This is a genomic window from Achromobacter sp. SD115 (assembly GCF_017355315.1).
In the GTDB taxonomy this organism is placed as follows: Bacteria; Pseudomonadota; Gammaproteobacteria; order Burkholderiales; family Burkholderiaceae_B; genus Achromobacter; species Achromobacter xylosoxidans_B.
This window is the reverse complement of sequence record NZ_JADIJM010000002.1, coordinates 58,509-78,248: the sequence shown is the minus strand read 5'-3', so window position 1 is coordinate 78,248 and position 19,740 is coordinate 58,509. Positions and strand designations below refer to the sequence as shown.

At 67.2% G+C, this 19,740-nt stretch carries 17 protein-coding genes; 5 read left to right on the top strand and 12 right to left on the bottom strand.

Translation table 11 applies throughout. The annotated features are described in order from the left end of the window. Positions 1–21: 21 nt before the first annotated feature. Positions 22–999: a tripartite tricarboxylate transporter substrate binding protein gene (locus IPU70_RS02700; protein ID WP_207464737.1), complete on the bottom strand. Its 978-nt coding sequence runs from the start codon at positions 997–999 to the stop codon at positions 22–24. A gap of 24 nt (positions 1,000–1,023) precedes the next feature. Beyond that, on the bottom strand, positions 1,024–3,063 hold the full coding sequence (locus tag IPU70_RS02695) for an acetate--CoA ligase family protein (protein ID WP_207464735.1): 2,040 nt from the start codon (positions 3,061–3,063) through the stop codon (positions 1,024–1,026). A gap of 124 nt (positions 3,064–3,187) precedes the next feature. Between IPU70_RS02695 and IPU70_RS02690 the strand changes: the two genes are divergently transcribed. Together IPU70_RS02690 and IPU70_RS02685 are read left to right on the top strand one after the other, a co-directional pair. Continuing rightward, positions 3,188–3,865, top strand: coding sequence for a GntR family transcriptional regulator (locus IPU70_RS02690; RefSeq protein WP_207464732.1), 678 nt, complete (start codon positions 3,188–3,190; stop codon positions 3,863–3,865). Positions 3,866–3,885: 20 nt separating this feature from the next. Further along, complete coding sequence (locus tag IPU70_RS02685) at positions 3,886–4,812, top strand: LysR family transcriptional regulator (RefSeq protein ID WP_207464730.1); 927 nt, start codon at positions 3,886–3,888, stop codon at positions 4,810–4,812. Between the two features lie 4 nt (positions 4,813–4,816). Here IPU70_RS02685 and IPU70_RS02680 read toward each other — a convergent pair whose 3' ends face one another. The 3 genes from IPU70_RS02680 to IPU70_RS02670 are packed head-to-tail and all read right to left on the bottom strand — an operon-like array spanning position 4,817 to position 7,975. Beyond that, positions 4,817–5,695, bottom strand: a complete 879-nt coding sequence (locus tag IPU70_RS02680) for a CoA ester lyase (RefSeq protein ID WP_242702290.1) — start codon at positions 5,693–5,695, stop codon at positions 4,817–4,819. Then, positions 5,692–6,705, bottom strand: coding sequence for a CoA ester lyase (locus tag IPU70_RS02675; protein WP_207464728.1), 1,014 nt, complete (start codon positions 6,703–6,705; stop codon positions 5,692–5,694). Before IPU70_RS02675 ends, IPU70_RS02680 begins: the two co-directional genes overlap by 4 nt. Before the next feature lie 28 nt (positions 6,706–6,733). Continuing rightward, entirely contained in the window at positions 6,734–7,975 is a 1,242-nt protein-coding gene (locus IPU70_RS02670; protein ID WP_371818854.1) for a CaiB/BaiF CoA transferase family protein, read from the bottom strand. Positions 7,976–8,257: 282 nt separating this feature from the next. Between IPU70_RS02670 and IPU70_RS02665 the strand changes: the two genes are divergently transcribed. Both IPU70_RS02665 and IPU70_RS02660 read left to right on the top strand, forming a co-directional pair. Continuing rightward, positions 8,258–9,643 carry an alginate export family protein gene (locus IPU70_RS02665; RefSeq protein WP_207464724.1) on the top strand — a complete coding sequence of 462 codons (1,386 nt, stop codon included), beginning with the start codon at positions 8,258–8,260 and terminating at the stop codon, positions 9,641–9,643. Between the two features lie 26 nt (positions 9,644–9,669). Continuing rightward, positions 9,670–11,358, top strand: a complete 1,689-nt coding sequence (locus IPU70_RS02660) for an amidohydrolase (RefSeq protein WP_207464722.1) — start codon at positions 9,670–9,672, stop codon at positions 11,356–11,358. A 46-nt stretch (positions 11,359–11,404) separates the two neighbouring features. Here the strand turns inward: IPU70_RS02660 and IPU70_RS02655 are convergent, their stop codons facing one another. From IPU70_RS02655 to IPU70_RS02625, 7 genes are all read right to left on the bottom strand, one after another. Continuing rightward, positions 11,405–12,478: a glycosyltransferase family 9 protein gene (locus IPU70_RS02655; protein ID WP_242702289.1), complete on the bottom strand. Its 1,074-nt coding sequence runs from the start codon at positions 12,476–12,478 to the stop codon at positions 11,405–11,407. A gap of 369 nt (positions 12,479–12,847) precedes the next feature. Continuing rightward, complete coding sequence (locus tag IPU70_RS02650) at positions 12,848–13,870, bottom strand: porin (protein ID WP_207464720.1); 1,023 nt, start codon at positions 13,868–13,870, stop codon at positions 12,848–12,850. A gap of 19 nt (positions 13,871–13,889) precedes the next feature. Further along, positions 13,890–14,876: a tripartite tricarboxylate transporter substrate binding protein gene (locus IPU70_RS02645; protein WP_207464718.1), complete on the bottom strand. Its 987-nt coding sequence runs from the start codon at positions 14,874–14,876 to the stop codon at positions 13,890–13,892. A gap of 89 nt (positions 14,877–14,965) precedes the next feature. Next, the gene (locus IPU70_RS02640) at positions 14,966–15,955 is read right to left on the bottom strand and encodes a zinc-binding alcohol dehydrogenase family protein (protein WP_207464715.1); all 990 of its coding nucleotides are present in this window, start codon (positions 15,953–15,955) and stop codon (positions 14,966–14,968) included. A 91-nt stretch (positions 15,956–16,046) separates the two neighbouring features. Then, positions 16,047–16,961 (bottom strand): dioxygenase, encoded by a 915-nt coding sequence (locus IPU70_RS02635; protein ID WP_207464713.1) that lies wholly within the window; start codon positions 16,959–16,961, stop codon positions 16,047–16,049. Positions 16,962–17,008: 47 nt separating this feature from the next. Further along, complete coding sequence (locus IPU70_RS02630; protein WP_207464711.1) at positions 17,009–18,037, bottom strand: tripartite tricarboxylate transporter substrate binding protein; 1,029 nt, start codon at positions 18,035–18,037, stop codon at positions 17,009–17,011. A gap of 73 nt (positions 18,038–18,110) precedes the next feature. Next, positions 18,111–18,641 carry a cupin gene (locus IPU70_RS02625; RefSeq protein WP_013393743.1) on the bottom strand — a complete coding sequence of 177 codons (531 nt, stop codon included), beginning with the start codon at positions 18,639–18,641 and terminating at the stop codon, positions 18,111–18,113. A gap of 162 nt (positions 18,642–18,803) precedes the next feature. Here IPU70_RS02625 and IPU70_RS02620 point away from each other — a divergent pair, with 162 nt between their 5' ends. Beyond that, a complete protein-coding gene (locus IPU70_RS02620; protein WP_207464709.1) occupies positions 18,804–19,730 on the top strand; it encodes a LysR family transcriptional regulator in 927 nt (308 codons plus the stop codon). Positions 19,731–19,740: the final 10 nt, after the last annotated feature.

Below are 19,740 nucleotides of genomic sequence, written 5' to 3'. Positions count from 1 at the left end.
TCCGTGTAGTCTGTGCCCGGCCTAGTCCAGCTTCACGCCGGCGGTCTGCACGCGTTGCGCCGCGACGGCGCGGTCCTTGGTCAGGAAGCCTGCGAAAGCTTCCGGCGTTTCGCTGACGGGCTCGAAGCCGATCGCCGTCAGGTTCTTATCAATGAAGTCGGCGGCGCCCACGATCTCGGCCACGTCGGCGGCAATCTTGCTGCGTATGGCTTGCGGCGTGCCCGCTGGCGCAGCCAACGCAAAATACACCGACGCATCGAATTCGGGATAGCCCGCCTGCGCGAACGTCGGCACGTCGGGCGCGATCGCCACGCGATGCGGCCCTGCCAGCGCGATGGCCTTCAGCTTGCCGGTGGCAACATAGGGCATGGGACCGCCGCTGATGGCGAAGAGCATGTCCACGCGCCCCGCCATCACGTCCTGTAGCGCCAGCGGCAGCCCCTTGTAGGGCACTTCGGTGGTCTGCACGCCGTACAGCTTGTCGAACCAGGCTGCCGCCAGATGCAGCACCCCGCCTATGCCGGTGATGGCAAAGGTGTGCTTGCCGGGATTGGACTTCAGGAAGGCGATGGTTCCGGCCACGTCGTTGGCGGGAAAATCGGGCCGCGTCACCAGCATCAGCTGCGCGGTGACCACGCGGCAGACCGGCGCCAGGTCGGATTCCGCCTTGTAGGGGAGTTTCGCGTACAGCTGAGGATTCAGCGAAAAGGCGGCTTCGGACCCCAGCAGCAAGGTGTAGCCGTCGGGCGCGGACTTGGCCACCAGGTCGGCGCCGATGATTTCATTGGCGCCCGGCCGATTCTCCACGATCACCGGCTGGCCCCACTTCTCGCTCAGTTTCTGGCCGACCGCGCGCATCAGCGCGTCGGCCGGCCCGCCGGCGGAATACGGCACCACGACTTTCACAGGCTTTTCCGGATACCCGGCCGCCTGCGCCCAGATTGGCGCCGTGGCACCGGCCAAGACCAGCGCCGCCAATATTGCAGCGAACTTGCTCATCACAATCTCCTTGTGCTTGTCTGCCTATGCCTGCAGATAGATCGCCGCATCGACCGCGGCGGCGCCATGTTTTCCCACCGTGACCGGGTTCAACTCGATCTGCGTCACCGCCGGCGCGGCTTGCAGCGCCGCATCCGCCAACGCGCCCAACAGTTGCACCGCTTGCTCGAAGCCGCTGGCGCCGCGGTAGCCTTCCCGCAAGGCGCGACCCACCAGAGTCGATTCGAGCGCGCTGGCCAGCTCTTCAACGCTGGCCGGCAAGGCCACGAAGCGCACGTCCTTCAGCAGTTCGACCCATAGTCCTCCCGATCCCACCATCAGCACCAGTCCCAGCTGCGGATGCGCGAAGGTGCCCGCGACCAGCTCGTTGCCAGGCAGATAGCGCAGGACCAGCACGCGTTCGCTGCGCCACTGCGCCACGCGCGCCAGCGCCTGCGCCAGATCATCGTCATTGCGGATATTGAGGATGACGCCGTCCTGGTCGGAAATGTGAGTCTCGGTGGTGTCGGCCTTGATCACCAGCGGATAACCCAGTTCCCGCGCCGCCATCGCCAGGCCGTCGCGCGCGCAGGCGCGCATGGCGGGCACCGCCACGCCCCGTTCGGCCAGCCATTGCAACGCCGCGCCTTCACTCATCGCTTGCGAGGATACGCCGGGCTTGCCCGCCGACGGCAGCGACGCGCCGGCGGGCCGGCGGCCCGCCGCGCGGCGCAGACGGTCCAGGCAGGCCGCCAGCAGCGAGGCCGAGTGGAACACTGGAATGCCGGCGTCCCGCAAGATTTCCCGCGACCGTGACTCGTAGGAGCCTCCGCTCCACAGGACGGCCATGCGGCATGCAGTGGCCGCGCACACGCCTGCCAGGATCCCGCAGACTTCCGTGTAATCGTCCAGGGTCGTCAGAATGGGAACGACGGTGTGCACGGCCGGGTCCGTCAGCAGGACGTTCAGCACGTCGGCGTGCAGCCCCGGGTTTTCGTATCCCAAGGCGGTGATGTCGATCGGGTTGTGCACCGAGATGTAGTCGGGCAAGACCTCGGCCAACCGGGCTTCGGTGGCCGGCGCCAGTTCGGCGAAATGCAGGCCGTACGCGTCGGCCTGATCCGCGAACAAGGTGATGTTGCCTCCCGAGATGCAGAGGGACGCGATGCCCTGCGCATGCCCGGCGTCAAAGCCATGCCGCAGCAGTTCGCACAGGCCCAGCGCCTCATCGGCGTCGCTGGCGCAGACGATGCCGTGCTGCTCCGCCACGTCGCGCACCAGCCGGTAGTCGCCCGCCAGCGATCCCGTATGGGACAGCGCCATGCGCGTGCCGGTCTGGCCACGCCCGAGCTTCAACAGCACCACGGGCTTGCGCAGGCCCAGCCTGCGCACCGCATCGATGACCTCGCAGGCCGCCCGCTCGGCTTCGGTCACCGCCAGCACCACGCGCGTGGCCCGATCCTGGAACATGTATTCCAGCAGGTCGCCGTACGAGACGCCGGCCGAATTCCCGGTGTTGACGATATGGCTGAAGCCCAGGCCGGCTCGCTGCGCGAAATAGGCAATCGTGGCGTAGGCCAGGCCGCCACTTTGCGACACCAGGGCCACGTCGCCCACGCCCTGGGCGCGCTTGAGCACGGCCGAAGGCGCCGCCATCACCCGTGCCGCCAAGTTCGAGAACCCCATGCAATTGGGGCCGATGAAGGTCATGCCGCGCGCCAGTTCCTCCAGCGTCTGCTGCGCCTCATGGCCGTCCGCGCTGGCCTCGGCATAGCCGGAGGTGTAGATGCTGGCGCCGGGCACGCCCTTGACGCGGCACTCTTGCAGCACCTGCGGCACCCGCTCCTTGCCGACCACGATCACGCAGTGGTCCACCGCTGCGGGAATCTGCGCCACCGACCCGTAGCAGGCCAGCCCCGCCACTTCCTGGTAGCGCGGATTGACGGGATAGATGTGGCCTTGATAGCCCCCTTCGAGCAGGGCTGGAATCAGTTGCCCCGCCAGTTTGTTGGGCGCCTGGGATGCACCAACGATGGCGATGCTGCGTGGGTTCAGCAGTTTGTCGATACGTTCTACGGCATTCATGTCCACATGTCTCCGGGGGTGGCTGCGCCAGTCTGCTCAGCGTTATTGAACTACGGTTTTGTAGGACAATAATGTACGGCCATGTGCCGTACAATCAGGGTAATCGCGTAGCAGACCGAACCTCATGACCGAAACCAACAAGCCCGCCGCCAGCGCTGGCAGCACGCTCGAATACGTCGTCGACACCCTGCGCCAGGGCATACTCAGCGGCCGGCTGGTGCCGGGCCAGCGCCTGGTCGAAGCCGACCTCACGCGCCAGCTGGGCGTCAGCCGGGGGCCGGTGCGCGAGTCTTTCCGCCGCCTTTCAGCCGAGGGTCTGGTCGAGAGCATTCCCAACCAGACCACCATGGTCCGCCGCTATTCCAAGGCAGAGATGCTGGAGCTCTTCGAGATCCGCGCCGAACTCGAAGCGCTGGCAGCCAGGCGCGCGGCGCAGTGCATGCAGGATCCTGCGGCCAAGACCGCCTTCCTGAGGGCCATCGGGCCCATCTGGGAGAGCCATCCGTTGGCGGCCACGCCCTACTTCGACGAAAACCGGCGTTTTCACCAGGCGATCGCCGACCTGTCGGGCAACACCCAGTTGGCCGACCTGATCAAGAAACTGCAATTGCCGCTGATCATGTTCCAGCTGGGCGGCGCCATCAGCCCGGGGTCCATCCAGGCGTCCATCGACGAGCACCGCCGGATAGCCCAGGCCATCATCGACGGCGACGGCCGCAAGGCGGCTGCCGAGGTCAAGGCCCATCTGAAGCGCGCCTGCGAAATGGTCGAGAGCATGCCCGCCTCGATCTTCCGTTCCTGATGCCGGACCCGGCCAGCGCCATGCCCACCGACCGCCCCGCTCCCCTGGCGCCGAACATCAATCTGAAGCTGCTGCAGATCTTCGCGCTGGTCGGCGAAGTAGGAAGCTTCCGCGAAGCGGCCCGCCGCGCCAACCGTTCCCAGTCCGCCGTCAGCGCTCAGGTGCGCCAGCTGGAAACCCAGCTTGGCGTGGAATTGTTCCGCCGCACCACCCGCAATGTGCGGCTGACCCAGGAAGGCGAACAGTTGCTGGCGCACGCGCGCCGCGCCGTCCAGGAGATCGACCAAGGGCTGCGCGGCCTGCGCGAAGCCGTCGAGATCAGGCGCGGACGCGTCGCGCTGGCCTGCGCCCCCACCGTGGCTGGCTCGCAGCTGGCCGGCATCCTGGCCGTGTTCGAGCGCGACTACCCCGGCGTGCACGTCCAGGTGTTCGAACAGTCGGCGCAATCCATGTTCGACAGCGTGCGCGGCGAACAGGTCGACTTCGCCGTGGGTCCAGTCACCGACAGCGCGGACTTCGACTTCCGCCACATCTGCGACGACCCTTTGTACGCGGTTACGCCCAAGCAATTCAGTCTGTCCACCTCCGCCGCCACCATTTCGCTGCAAGCCGTGGCGCGGATGCCGCTGCTGCTGCTGGACCACGCCACCGGCCTGCGCGCGATCATCGAGGACGCGTTGCGCACGGCCGGGCTGCAATGGCAATGCCGCTACCAGTTCACCCAGGTCCAGACCCTGGTGGAAATGGCCCGCGCCGGCCTGGGCTGCGCCATCCTGCCCAAGATCGCGCTGCCGGATACGCGCGGCTCGGGCCTGACGGCACTGCGCATCGCGCGTCCATCGCTAACCCGCCAATTGGCCATTTGCACGCTGCGCGGCAGGGAATTGTCGCCGGCGGCGACCCGGCTGGCCGACCTGGCTCAACGCATGATCGCCGGGGCAATCTGAAGCTTCAGGCTGCGGCGATCGCGCGCGCCAGCGCCAGCACGCGCTGCGCTTCGCCCACGTGCAGGGCCTCGACCAGCCTGCCATCGAGCACGGCGACGCCGCTGCCGCGCGCCTGAGCCTCCCTCCAGGCCGCGATCACGGCCTGCGCCCGTTCGATCTCGGCAGCCGACATGCCGAAGACAGCATTGGCCGCCTCGATCTGGCGCGGATGGATCAGCGTCTTGCCGTCAAAGCCCAGATCGCGCCCCTGCTCGCAGGCCGCCTGCAGGCCCGCCGCGTCGTCCAGTGCCAGATGCACACCGTCCAGCGCCAGTAACCCATGCGCCCGCGCCGCCAGCACCGTCAGCGACAAAGCGGCCAGCACTTCCGTGCGCGCCGGCGTATGGCGGGCATGCAGGTCCTTGACCAGGTCCGAAGTGCCCGCCACCAGTGCGCGCAGGGGCAGCCCGGCGCCGGCGATGGCAGCCAGGTTCACGATGGCTCGCGGCGTCTCCACCATGGCCCAGAGCGGCAGATCCGCGGCGCCGCACCGGCCAGCCAGTTCCGATACCTCGGCCAACTGTTCCGGGCGCTCTACTTTGGGCAGCAGCAAGGCGTCGGGCCGCAGCGGCGCGACCGCGCGCACGTCGGCGCGGCCCCAGGGCGTGTCCAGGCCATTGACCCGCACCACCACGCTGCGGCGGCCGAAACCTCTCTGCCGCAGCGCCTGTTCCACCAGGCCCCGCGCCTCCTCCTTGGCCGCTATCGCCACGGCATCCTCGAGGTCCAGGATCACCGCGTCCGCGTCCAGGTCCCTGGCGCGCGCCAGCGCGCGCGGATTGGCGCCCGGCATGTACAACACCGAACGGAAGGGACGCTCGCTCCGCTCTTGCGCAACGTTCATGTCCGCCCCCCATTGCCGCCTGGCGCGCCGCCCGCTGCTTGCGGCCCATCCGGCTTGGGCGCCAGCCGCAACAGGTTCTCGGCCATCTTGATGCTGGCGATGTCGATCAGGCGGCCGTCCAGGCTGGCGGCGCCGCGGCCTTGCGCCTGCGCCTGCTCCATGGCGGCCAGGATCCTGCGCGCCTGCGCCAGTTCGGCCTCGGCCGGCGTGAAGGCTGCGTTGGCCAGTGCGATCTGCGAGGGATGGATGGCCCACTTGCCCTCATAGCCCAGCGCCGCCGCGCGGCGAGCGGCCGCTGCATAGCCCTGCGCATCGGAATAGTCGCCGAACGGGCCGTCTATCGGCCGCAGTCCATACGCCCGGCAAGCCACCAGCACGCGCGATTGCGCGTAGTGCCACAGGTCCGCGGGATGGAAGGCGCGTGCCCCGGCCTCGCCCTCGGACAGGACCCCATAGTCGGGATGCCCGCCGCCAATGACCGTGGACCGCGCCCGCACCGAGGCGGCGTAGTCACCCACGCCGAACGACAGGGCCTCGATGCGGCGCGAACTCTGCGCAATCCGGTCCACGTTCGCCAGCCCCAGGGCGGTCTCGATCAGCACATCGAAGCCGACGCGCCTGGCCCGTGGCCGCGCCATTTCGATCTGGCTCACCAGCATGTCCAGCGCATACACGTCCGCGGCCACGCCGGCCTTGGGTATCAGCAGCATGTCCAGGCGCGGGCAGGCTTCCACGATATCGACCACATCGCGGTACATATACTCGGTATCCAGGCCGTTGATACGCACCTGCATCGTCTTGCCGCCCCAGTCGATCTCGTTGAGGGCGGCAATGACGTTGCGCCGCGCCGTCGCCTTTTCCCCGGGCGCAACAGCATCCTCGCAGTCAAGGAAGATCACGTCGGCTTGCGAACGCGCCGCCTTCTCGAACAAGGCGGTATTGGATGCCGGCACGGCCAGCTGCGACCGTTGCAAGCGCGCCGTGGCTGGCGCAATCAGAGTGGCACTCATGCATCTCTCCTATGAATGTAGACCGACGCTAGATGACGCGCGCCTGCCGCAGCGCCTGCATGCGCTCGGCCGAAAGGCCCAGCAGGCCGCCATAGACGGCATCGTTATCGGCCGCCAGGCCGCGTCCGCTGTGGCGAAAGCTGGCCGGCGTGGCCGACAGGCGCGGCACCGCCGCGGGCAGCACCAGTTCGCCGGCGCGCGCATCCTGCACGTTCAGCAGATTGGCGCGGGCGGCGTACTGCGGATCCTTGAATATGTCCTCGATGGTGTAGATCTGCGCGCAAGGCACTCCGGCCTCCTGGGTCTGGCGCAATACCTCGGCCATGGCCAGGCCGCCGATCCAGTCGGCCACGCGCCGGTTGATCGCATCGCGATTGGCCACGCGCACCGTGCCGTTCGGATAGGCTTGCGCCAGTTCAGGCTGGCCCATCGCCCCCGCCAGCCGCTCGAACATGCGGTGATTCGAACACGCCAGCGCCACCCATTCGCCGCCTGCGCAGCGGTAGTGGCTGTGCGGCACCACGTTCACCACATCGGCGCCCAGCCGCTCGCGCACCACGCCATAGCGCGCGTAGGCAGGCGCCATTTCGTCCAGCAACCGGAACACCGATTCGTACAGCCCGATATCGATGAATTGCCCGTCCCCGCCGGCCTCCACCACGCGCAGGGCCAGCAGCACGCCGATGGCGCCCCACATGCCCGAGGTGTAGTCCGCCATCGAGGTGGATCCGGGCACCACGGGCGGGCCATCCGCCTCGCCCGCCAGGTTGGCCAGGCCCGAAAACGCATGCGCGATGCGCGCAAACCCGGGTTCCTGGTTCTTGGGCCCGGTCTGCCCGTAAGCGGAAATCCGCAGCATGATCAGCCGCGGATTGATCTTGCGCAGGTCTTCATAGCCGATCCCCCACTTTTCCAGGGTGCCGGGACGAAAGTTCTCCAGCACCACGTCGGATTGGGCGACCAGTTGCCGGAACAGTTCCGCGCCTTCCGGCTGCCGCAGATCCAGCGTCGTGGTCTGCTTGTTGCGGGCTTCGCTCAGCCAGATCAGGCTATCGCCGCATTCCGTCACGGTGCCGAACTGGCGCAGCGAGTCGCCTTCGCCCGGCTGTTCGATCTTGATGACCTCGGCGCCGAAATCCGCCAGGATCGTGCCGCAGAACGGCGCGGCGATGAACGTCGCGATATCGAGCACACGCACGCCCGCCAGGGGCCCGGCGGGCGCTGCGGCTCGGTCCGGGGATGAAGAATGGGTTTGCTGCGTTTGAGACACGGTGGCTGCCTTATGCAAGAGTTCGGTGCACGCGGCGCAGGATCTTGCCGCCAGATCACTGTATCGGGCCGCCCCGGCGTCGGCGAGCGCGATTTTTGCGTCGATTGATCGCATTTTCTTCAACCCAGGTCCGCACATGGCGCCTGGTTCAGTCGTTCCTTTTATAGGACGCATCAGGCGGTTCGCGACGACTACCGCCGCCCCTGCGCATACCCTATCTTCCCCGCCTGGCTCCATTCATCACATTCTGCGTCCGCACGTGCCGGCCGCAGCCCAGGCAACTTGAACTTCCACCATTTCGCAATCATCCTGCTGGCCGCGCTGGCTATCGGCACCGCGCAGGCCGCCGAAACCGCGCTGCCGCCCATCGACCCCTGGCGCTATTCCGAGGACTACAGCTACCTGGACGATCCCGCCCAGCGCACCGGCGCCTGGGGCGAGGCCGGCAAATGGATCCGGCTGGGAGATTCCGCGGCGCTGACCTTCGGCGCCGAATTGCGGGCGCGCTACGAGCGCTACCGCAACAACGAATTCGGCGATGCGCCGGTACCCGACGAGGGCTACCAGCTCTATCGCTTTCTGCCCTACGCGGACCTGCGGCTGGGCTCGCGGGTCCGCGCCTTCGGCCAGTTGAGCCTGACCCACGCGGAGCGGGATGCCGGTTCCATTGGCCCGCCGGATGACACCGGCAACGATGTGCTGCAGGCTTTCGTCGACGTTTCCTTGCCGGGCGATGCGGGAACCTGGACCGCGCGCGCGGGCCGCCAGGTCATGGCCTATGGCAGCGAACGGCTCATCTCGGCGCGCTACGGGCCGAACGTGCTGCGCTCGTTCGACGGCGGCGCGCTCAGTTGGCAGGGCCAGGACCTGCGCGTGGACGGTTTCTACGTGCGCCCGGTGCGCAACGACCCGGACGACTTCAGCGACCGCGCCGATCCGCAGCGCAAACTGGCCGGCCTTTACGGCACCTGGTCCGAGCCCCCAGGCGTCGCCGGCCTGGACGCGTATCTGTTGTCGCTGTCCAGCGACTCGGCCCGCTACAACCAGGGCAGCGGCCCCGAGACCCGCAACGCGCTGGGCACGCGCTACTTCGGCAAGCGTGCGGGATGGCGCTGGGACCTGGAGGCGGTGTACCAGTACGGCAGCTTCGCCGGCGCGCCGGTGCGGGCCTGGTCGCTCGCCAGCGACGTCAGCTACACCTTCCGCGGCGCGCCGTTGCAGCCGCGCTTGGGCCTGAAAGCCAACATCATCAGCGGCGACCGCAATCCGGACGATCCCAAACTGCAGACCTTCGCCGTCTTCTTCCCCAAGGGCAAGTACTTCGGCGAAGCAGGCCTGATAGGCCCTTCCAACCTGATCAACCTGCACCCCTCGCTCACGCTGGACCTGGGGTCCGGCTGGACGCTGGGAACCGCGGCCATCTTCTACTGGCGTCAGAGCTTGCAGGACGGCGTTTACGGTGTGGCCGGCAATCTGCTGCGCCCGGCCGGCTCCAGCCGTTCGCGCTACATCGGCACGCAGGCCGACGTGGTGCTGGGCTGGGAGGTGTCGCGGCACCTGAGTTTCGAAGCTGCCTACTCGCTGTTCCGGCCCGGAAGCTTCATCCGCGATACGGGCCGCGCCGAGACCGTCCATTTTCTTGGCCTGGAAGCGCTATGGCGCTACTGAGCCCCATCGATGACTGGAGACCATCCATGAAAAAAACCACGACCCTCGTCCTCGCCCTGGCCGCCGCGCTGCCCTACGCCGCCTACGGCCACGATGCGGACCTGGTGCTGCGCAACGGCCACATCATCACCATGGACGCGGCCGCGCCGCGCGCGACCGCCTTGGCGATCCGCGGCGAGCGCATCGTCGCGGTGGGCGGCGATGACGCAGTGGCAGAGCACATCGGCCCGGCCACCCGCGAGCTGGACCTGCAGGGCCGCACGGTGATACCCGGCCTCATCGACACGCACATCCACGCCATCCGCGGCGGCCAGACCTATGCGTTCGAAACCTACTGGTACGACGCGCCCAGCCTGGCCGATGCCCTGGCGCGGCTGGCGCGCGACGCGGCGCAACGCCCGCGCGACCATTGGGTGGCCGTGGTCGGATCGTGGCATCCGCGGCAGTTCCGCGAGCGCCGGGCGCCCACGCGGGCCGACCTGGACCAGGCGGTTCCCGGCCATCCCGCCTATGTGCAGTACCTGTATGACTACGCCCTGCTCAACAGTCGCGGCATCGAAGCCCTGGGTCTGGACCGCGCCGAGCCACCGGAATTGCACGGCATCACGGTCGAGCGCGACGCGCAAGGCCGCGCCACCGGCAGGCTGCTGGGCGGCATCGGCCCGTTCAACGCACTGTTCGCCCGCCTGAGCCACACGGCCGACCGTGCCGCCGGGCTGCAAGCCTTTCTGCGCGCCATGAACGCGCGCGGGCTGACGGGCTTCATCGATCCCTCAGCCGGCGCCGCCGAGGCCTACGAGCCGCTCTACGCGCTGCGCGACCGCGGCGCGCTCACCGTGCGCGCCGGCTACCGGATCTCGGCCATGCGCGCGGGCGGCGAGGCGCAATGGTTCCGCGAGATCATGGCATTCCGCCCGCCGCGCCATGACGATGGCCAGCTTGCCTTCCTGGGGCTGGGCGAAAACCTGGTGTCCGCCATGAACGACGGCGTGCGCATGGGGCCGGGGTTCAACCCTCCGGCAGAAGCGCGCCAGGAACTTACCCGCATCGCCCGCTACGCAGCCGAACGCCGCATTCCCCTGGAGATCCACGCCTACACCGATGATGCCGCCAGCGCCATCCTAGATGTGTTCGAGGAAGTCGGCCGCGACCACGACCTGCGGCCGCTGCGCTGGTCGATCGCCCACCTGAATACCGGCTCGCGGCGCACGCTGGAGCGCATGGCGCGGCTGGGACTGGCCTATACGGTGCAGATGGGTCCGTACTTCGAGGGCGAGGCGATACGCGCCGCCAATCCCAAGGGCGCGGAGCAGGATTCGCCGCCGGTGCGCACGGCGCTGGACCTGGGCCTGCCCGTCGCCGGCGGCACGGACTCCACCCGCATCGGCGTGGCCGGCGTCTGGCAGGCGGTCGAGTACCACGTCCACGGGCAAGCCATCGGCGCCACCGTGCAGCGCCAGCCGGACAACCTCCTGACGCGCGAAGAAGCGCTCGCTCTCTATACGCGCCAGGCCGCCTGGCTGGCATTCGACGAAGACGATCGCGGCCAATTGAAGGCCGGCAAGCTGGCCGACCTGGCAGTGCTGGACCAGCCCTATCTGACGATGCCGGCCGACCAGATCCACGCGATCAATTCCGTCCTCACGCTGCTGGGAGGCAAGGCGGTGCACGACGCCGGCGCGCTGCCGGCCGCGCCCGCGCGAGGTGGCAGGTAATCCGCAAAAGCGCGGTCACGCTGCCGACGCGGCGCCGCGCATCGTTTCATACCGACTCTTGGTGGAGCGCGGGAACCGCCTCCGCCTTCTCGGAGGCTTCGCCCAAACGCTCCCAGATCGCGTCGGCCACCGTTGCCGGCGCGATGGCGGCCATGTCGCCATCCACGGTGGATTGAAGAGGATGGAGCCAAGGCACATAGCGCATCGCAGGGGTAGCCCCGAACAATCCTATGGTCGGCAATCCGTGGGCCGCTGCAATATGCATGCCCATACTATCGTTGGACACAAATACCGAACAGCGCGCGATCAATGCCTGACTCTCGCATATGTCCGAGGCCTGCCGTGTCGCGTCCAGCACGACCATGGACTCAGGCAGCAAGGCGCAGATCTCTTGCGCAATATGCTGGACGTCGCGGCCGCCCACCAACATGAAACGCAGCCCGTTGTCCCGCGCATGCAAGATCCGCGCCACCTCGGCAAAAGCCCGGCCGCTATAGCGTTTGCATGGCACTGAGCCATTCAAACCGAATCCGATCATCCGCGACTGTGTCTGACACAATTGCATGGCCTTGCTGCTGGCCGACGCGGTACAGAACAACGAAGGATAACGCGGCTCATACTGGTAGCCCGCCTTGGCATACAGCAACGGCAGCCATGTATAGAAATCAGGATGCGGGGTCCCCTTGCGGCGCACCCAGATCCGATGCGTAAGCAGCGCCCCGAGATGCGGCTGGTGCATGCGCACGAAACCGATGCGTTGTGGAATCCCCGCCAAGCGGGCCGCCAAGGCAACGTGAGTACGGAAGGTAAAGAAAAACAGGGTGTCGTAGGCGTGGTCCGCCAATACCTGGCTCAGCCGTGCGACTCGTTCCCACCCTCGCAGTCGATGCTCTGATCGCACCGATACGACTTCCCGCACGTAGGGCTGAGCGCGAAACAGTTCCTGCGCCGACTCGTTTTGAGTCATCAGCAATGAAACAGTCCCCCCAGTTTGCTCGGCGAGCGCCCGGACGAAAACCATGCTGAGCACGCCGTCGCCGATACCACCGGAAATATAGATCGCACAGTTGCGCGCGGTGCCACACGAGACGGAGGGGGTTATAGACATAGCATCCAACAAGATATACCCACTGCTTTTTTGAAAAATCCGGAACTGCAAATTCTCTAGCTTGGAGATACATCATTGGCGCCGTGGTCACGGACAGCCCGTGAAGGGCCACCCGCAACACTGTGTTCGATAGTACACGTAATACGGCGTCTGTAAGCTAATTGTCAGAGTCTCCGGGCGCGGCGGCAAGCTTCAGCTGAGAGTCGCCAGAACACTGTGACACGTCATGGTTACAGGGGTAGCGTGCCGCCCCTCTCCAGAAGAGAAAGTTGGCAAGGAATTGTGACCAACACGACGCCACGGATCGGGCCGCCGGTGCTGTCCGGTTCGACGAAGACGGCCGCGGCCCCGCAGTACACGCGGGGCCGCCCGGCGCCGCGGTCAAAACGAGTGGCTGATACCCACCTGGAATCCCTTCGAGTTGGCGCCCGGCACGCCTTCCGGCGCGACGTCCCCGGTCACAAAGGCGGCGTTGCCGTCGTTCTTGATGAACGAGGCCGCCGTGTACAGCACGGTGCGCTTACTGAGCGCGTAGGTGTAGCCCAGCGCAAACTGCTGGGCGTCGTCGCCTTCGTATTGGCCGCTCTGGGTGGAACGCGAATACGACAGCGTCACATGGCCGCCGCCCACGGGCACCGACGCGCCCGCCAGGGCTACGTGCTGTTTGTCCGGCCCGATCTTCTGCAGCAGATAGTTGGCAAACAGCTTCACCACGCTGAAGTCATAGCTGGCGCCCAGGGTTGCCGTTTCGTAGTGGTCGCCGCCGCCCATCGAGGTTCTGCCATAAGCCGCCGCGACGTTGAGCGGACCGGACTGGTAGCCCAGCCGCCCGCCCGCATAATCGGCGCCGCGCAGATCCTCTTCGCGCGCATAGTTCAGGTGCCCGTATACGCCGCCGAGCTTCTTCGGCAGGAAGTAAGCCACCATGTTGCTGGCGCGCGAGAGCGTAGTGGCGCCTTCCAGCCCCAGAGGCCATCCCTTGATGATGTTGCTGCTGCCGCCCACGCCCACGGTGCCGAAGGGCGAGAACGACGACACGTTCCAGAATGCCGCCGTGTAGTCCCGCCCCAGCCGCAGCTCCCCATAGCGGTCGTTGCTCAGGCTGATGGTCGAGCGCCGGGTCCAGTTCAAGCCTTGCGGCCCGCCCGAGGCCGGCAGGATCGGCGCCTCCAGCCAGAAGCCGACCGAGTTGCCATTGCCCAGGCTCTCCGTGCCGCGCATGCCGATGCGGCTGGGCAGCATGTAGCCGCCCTGGTCCATGCCGACCTTGGACGTGCTGCCCGCCGAGGCGCTGGTCACGTTCAGATCGATATGGCCGAACAGCGTCAGCGACGACGATTGCGCAAACGCCGGACCGGCCAGCGCACAGGCGCCCAGCAAGCCGATTTTTCTCAGTGTAGACATATCCCCCCTTCCCCCTGCCTCAGTTGCCTACGCGTATGCCAGCGCCGCGGATCAGGCTGCCGGTGCTTTCCATTTCGCGGCTGATCAGCTCGGCGAATTGCTGCTGCGGCATCGGCGCGGGCTCGGCCCCCAGGTTCTCGAAGCGTTCGCGCGTGGTCTCCGAGCGCAGCGCCTGTTCGGTGCCGGCATGCAGCTTGGCCAGGACCGCCGGCGGCGTCGCGGCCGGCGCGAACATGGCCACCCAGAACTGCTGATCCACGCCGCGGTAGCCCGCTTCCGCCGTCGTGGGCACGTCCGGCAGCGCCGGCGAACGGCTGTCGGCGCTGATCGCCAAGGCGGTCAACTTGCCGGCCTTGACCATGGGCAGCGCCAGCGGCAGCGGCAGGAAGAACCAGTCCACCCGGCCGGCGATCACGTCATTGACCGCCTCCGGCGTGCCACGGTATGGCACGTGGATCGCCTGGATGCCGGTCGCCGCCCGGAACTTCTCTCCGGCGATGTGGGCGCCGCTGCCGCTGCCGGACGAGCCGTAGGTGTACTGGTCGGGTTCGGCGCGGGCACGCTCCACCAGGTCCTTCAGCGATGTGAAGTTGCGCGCGTTCGATGCGACGATCACGTTCGGCATCGACGCCAGCATGGTCACGGGCGCGAAGTCCTTGAGCGTGTCGTATTTGAGGTTGGCGTAGAGCGACTGGTTCGCCACATGGGCGGCGGAATGCACCAGCACGGTGTAGCCATCGGCCGCGGCGCCGGCCACCATGGTGGCGCCCAGCACGCCGCCCGCGCCGGGCCGGTTCTCCACCACCACCGGCTGGCCGAGCTTTTTCTCCAGCTGCTCGGCCACCGTCCTGCCTATGACGTCGGTGGTCGATCCCGCCGTGAACGGCACCACCATCCTGATGGGGCGCACCGGATAGTCCGACTGCGCCAGCAGCGTGGAACTCAGCCCCACCGTGCCGGCCAGCGCGGTCGCGTATTGAAGGAAATGCCTGCGATGCAGTGTCATGATTTGTCTCCTGATGTTCTTCTGCTGCGCGAAAAAAAGCCGATCGCCAAGGACGGACAGGCGATCGGCCAGATAAGACTTGCGGGGGATCAGGGCGCGAGCACAGGCCTGTCCTGCGCGCCCTCCAGCACCTTGATGTAGGCCTCGCGGGCCTGCGCCAGCGGCACCACGGCGTCCGGGTTCACGGGAAAGGACTGCAGGCTGCCGTCCTCGAAGCCGGGCAGCAGCTCGCGGAACACCGCGGCGCAACGGGCCGAGTCCAGCTTCAGGCTGTCCACGCCGATCAGCTGCAGGTCGCGGCGGTAGAAGGCCTGGATGTCGAAAGGCACGTTGCGGTCAGGCGTGGAAATGACGATCTGCCGGCCGCCCACCTTGAGCGATTCCAGCGCCGCGGCGAAGTACGGCGAGCCCACCGTGTTGTAGGCAATGTCGGCGCCCGCCTGGCCGGTCAGTTCCATGACGCGCTGGGCGATCCCGTCGCGGCTGCCATCGATGACCGACACGCCCGACATCGCGTGGCCGACATAGCCTTCGCCGCCGCGCTCCACGCCGATCACCCTGGCGCCGACGCGGCTGGCTAGTTGGATGGCGGCCTGCCCGACCTTGCCGTTCGAGCCGAACACCACCACCGTCTGGCCCGCGCCGGACAGGCCGGCGCGGCGCAAGCCTTCGTAGGCGGTGACGAAAGGCACGCCCGCCATGGCCGCGCTGGCGGCGGGTATGTGCGCGGGCCTGCGCACCAGCGCCGCAACCGGCAGCAGCAGGTAGCGCGCGTGGGTGCCGTCGCGCGTAATGCCCAGGTCGCCGCCCGTGCCCCAGACTTCCTGCCCGATCCATTCCCCGGGGCCGGCGATCACCTTGCCCGCGTAATCGCGCCCCGGCGTGCGCGGCCAGATGGCGTAAGGCATCATGCCCATCGCAGCCTTGACGTCGCTGGGATTGATCCCGGCGGCGCTGACTTCCACCACGGCGTGGCCTTCGGGTGCCTGCGGTACGGATATGTCGACCAGGGTCGGCTGCAGGTCGGCGACGGCGGAGACGCGTTCGATCACGCGCAGGGCTTGGGTTTTCTGGCTCATGTCTGTCTCTGGATTCTGGTTGTGGTGGGCAAAGGCTGCCCTGGGCGCGGCAAGCCGCGCCGGGGTTGAGGACTGATGGGGAAAGGCGCAATCAGGAAAGCGGCGGCTTGGGCATGCGGGTTTCGCCCGGTTCGAGCTTGAGCTCCACCTCCAGGCGATAGCTGCCATCGCCCGAGGGCTCGAACTTCCGCAACAGCGAGCCGACCGCACCGAACGCCGCGTCGCTGTAGGCGTAGGCGTCATTGGCGTCGAAGATCTGCGTGGTGAGGACTTTATGGCCGGGGGCCGACGCAATGAAGTGCAGGTGCGCGGGCCGCATGTGGTTGCGCTGCTGCACGGCCAGCAGGTCGCCGCAAGGGCCATCGATGGGTACCCCGTAACCGGCCGGCTTGACGCTGTCGAACCAGAAGCGGCCGTCCTCGTCGCTCAGGAACACGGCCCGCAGGTTCATGTCTTCCTGGTGCGGATCCTGGTTCTCGTAGAGGCCGCTGGGCGCGGCTTGCCAGGTTTCCAGGCGGGCTCCCGCCAGCGGCTTGCCGTCAAGCGTACAGATGCGGCCGGACACCAGCAGCCGCTCCCCCGTCGTATCTTCGGAGGCGATCGTCGCGCCGTTCTCGAGTATGGGCTGGTTTGCGCGCCAGAATGGCCCGATCAGCGCAGGCTCGGTGCCGCCGGCCTCGAGCACGCCCTCGGCGTCCATCAGCAACACCAGCGTGGCCACGCCCAGGATGTCGGCCAGCAATATGCCTTCGTGCCGCAGCGGATTGGTGGCCTGCCCCACCCGCACCATGAAATCCAGGCCCTGGTGCAGTTCCTCGTAGCTCAGCTTCACGTCCGCCGCGAACGCGTGCAGGTGGCGGATCAAAGAATCCAGGACTTCGCGGGTGCGCGGATCCTGCGCCTGGTTGGCCGCCAGTACGGCTGCCAGCAGCGCTTGCGGCGTGGCGGGAATGGCGCGCGGCTCGCCGGCAGCGCGCGTCTGCGTGGAGGAATTGGCATGACTCATATACGTTCAACCCTGTAGTCTGACTATTGAAATTTGCGGGCCGCGCTTCAGTCGGCCGATATGCCGGCCTGGGATGCAACGGCTGCCCATTTGGGGACTTCCTGCGCCACCCGTGCCTGCAGTTCCGCGGCGGAACTGGCCACCACACGGAATCCAAGTCCGTCCAATTGCTTGCGGACGGGTGCCTTGCCCAGCACTTCGGCCACCGCCTTGTTGACGCGCTCCACCGTGGCGGCCGGGGTGCCCGCCGGCGCGAACAGCGCCTGGATCGTTTCGGAGCGGAAGTCCGCGAACCCGGCTTGCGCAATCGTCGGCACGCTGGAGAGCGCCGGCCAGCGCTCTTCTCCGCCCACCGCCAAGGCCCTGAGCTTGCCTTCCGCAAGAAAGGCTTGAGCCGCGGGCAGCGCGGAGAACGCGCAGTCGACCTGGCCGCCCAGTGCAGCCACCACGGCGGGCGCGGCGCCCGAGTACGGCACGTGCAGGGCTGTTACGCCCGCGCGCCGCCACAGCAGTTCGGCCGCCAGATGCACGCTGTTGCCGTTGCCCGGCGTGGCGTACGTGAGCGTGCCGGGGCTGCGGGCCGCAGCGTCCAGCAGGTCCTTGAGCGTGGCCAAGCCGCTTTCGGCGCGCACCACGATGACGTCCGGCGAGCTGACCGCCAGGCTGACCGGCGCAAAGTCGCGCATGGGGTCGTAGGCGGGCCGCTCCCGGGCGATGGCCGGATTGGTGACGAACGAGGAGGACACCAGCAGCAGCGTGCCGCCATCCGGGTCCGCCTTCGCGACCGAGGCGACGCCGATATTGCCGCCGGCGCCCGGACGGTTCTCGACGATCACGGTCTGGCCCAGGTAGGCGGGCAGGTGCGCGGCCAGCAGGCGCGCGACGATATCCGTAGTGCCGCCAGCCGCAAACGGCACCACCAGGCGCACCGGCTTGCGCGAACTCCTGCCGAAGAAGGGAACGATCTGCTTGGCCTGGCCCATCGCGGGGACCGCGCAAAGCGCGCCGGTACAGGCGACAGCCCGCAGCACGCGTCGTCTCGCTATCAGCCGGGACAGGCCGTTGGCATCGCTCATTCCATGATCTCCTCGATGTTCTTTTTCTGATTGATGGCGCCACCCGAAAACTGGCGCACGCCATCCGCGGACATCAGCTGTCCGCTTTTTCCTTCAGGAAGCCGTCCGTGCCGTAAACCAGGCCGGTGTTCTCGGCAGCCCGCACCACGTCCGGATGCCAGGCGATGCGGCCGCATTCCTCATCGGTGCCGCCGACCACGGAATACACCACCAGGGCATGCGGGTTGGGATTGCGGAATCCGCGCATCACGCCGATGGGGCAGGAAATCACGTCCCACTGGTTCAGCATGACCGAGTGTTCGCCCTTCTCGCCCCAGATCACTTCCATCTGGCCGTTCAGCGGGCAGAAGACTTCCTCGGTCTTGTGGGCATGCAGGCTGGCGCCCTGTCCCACGGGGATTTCAATGAAGGTCACGCCAAAACGGTGGTTGCCGGGAATGGCCGGCTCCACGCCTTTGTTCTCCAGCACGCCGCGGTTCATGATCTTGTAGATGTTCTTCTTCATGCCCGGCAGGCGGCTTTCGATGAAGGTCTCGCGGTAGGGCTCGACCTTGCCCCAGCGCGCGATGCGGGTGGCTTCCATTTCCTGGACGTTGATATCCATGTCATTCCTTTTTTAGATGGGCTTCAAACAGAGATTTCGCTGCGCTTTTCTCGCGGCTGATGCAAGTTAAAGCCCTGCTCCATACAGCGTCCACTACCATTTTCTTACCACTCTCATATAATTTTGTTATGACTCGTTCTGGTACTGGGAGCACGGACAGAAATGGATCTGCGGCAACTCCGCTACTTTGTCGTTCTGGCCCATCAGAGGCATTTCGGCCGGGCCGCAAGCGTCCTGCACGTGGCGCAGCCCGCGCTCACGCGCCAGATCCAGCTGCTCGAGGAAGAGCTCGGCGTGCAGCTCTTCGTGCGCCACTCGCGCGGCGCGTCCCCCACCGAGGAAGCCGCCTTCCTGCTGGAACGCGCCTCCTTCCTGCTGCGCTACGCCGAACAGCTCAAGCAGGACATGTCGGCCCTGCAACGCCATCCCAGCGGCCCCATCGTCATCGGCATTTCCCCCGGACTCGCCATGACGCTGGCCGTGCCCCTGACCCGCGCGGTGCATGAACAGCTGCCGGAAGTCCGGCTGCGCTTCGTTCAAGCCTTCTCTCCCGCCTTGCACGAGATGCTGCTCAAGGGCCAGGTGGACCTGGCCGTGCTCAATGGTCCGGTTCCCGTCGCCAACCTGCTCACCTATCCCTTCCTGACCGAAGGCATGTGTCTCATCGGCCCGCCCACGCCGCGCAAGACGCGGCCCGCCAGGATCGGCGTACGGGACCTGGCCGAGCTGCCCCTGGTGATGACCGGCCTGGCCAAGTCCGGCGTGCGGCTCGAGCTCGAGGCCCAGGCGGCGCACGCGGGCGTGCATCTGAATCCGGTGGTGGAAGTGGAAACCATGGAAGTCGCCAAACGCCTCATCAGGGAAAAGGTCGGCGTGACCGTGCATTTCGCCGCGACCGTGCTGGAAGACATCGAGGAAGGCCGCCTGTCCGCCCAGCCGATCGAAGGCCTCAGCCTGCGCCGCATACTGGCCCACCCATCGGACCGGCCGGCCTCGCGCGCCACCAAGGCGGTGGTCGATATCCTGCGCCAGGTCGCCCGCGAGCTGGTGGCACAGAAGCGCTGGCCGCACGCCACGCTGGATTTCTGAACCTGCCCCA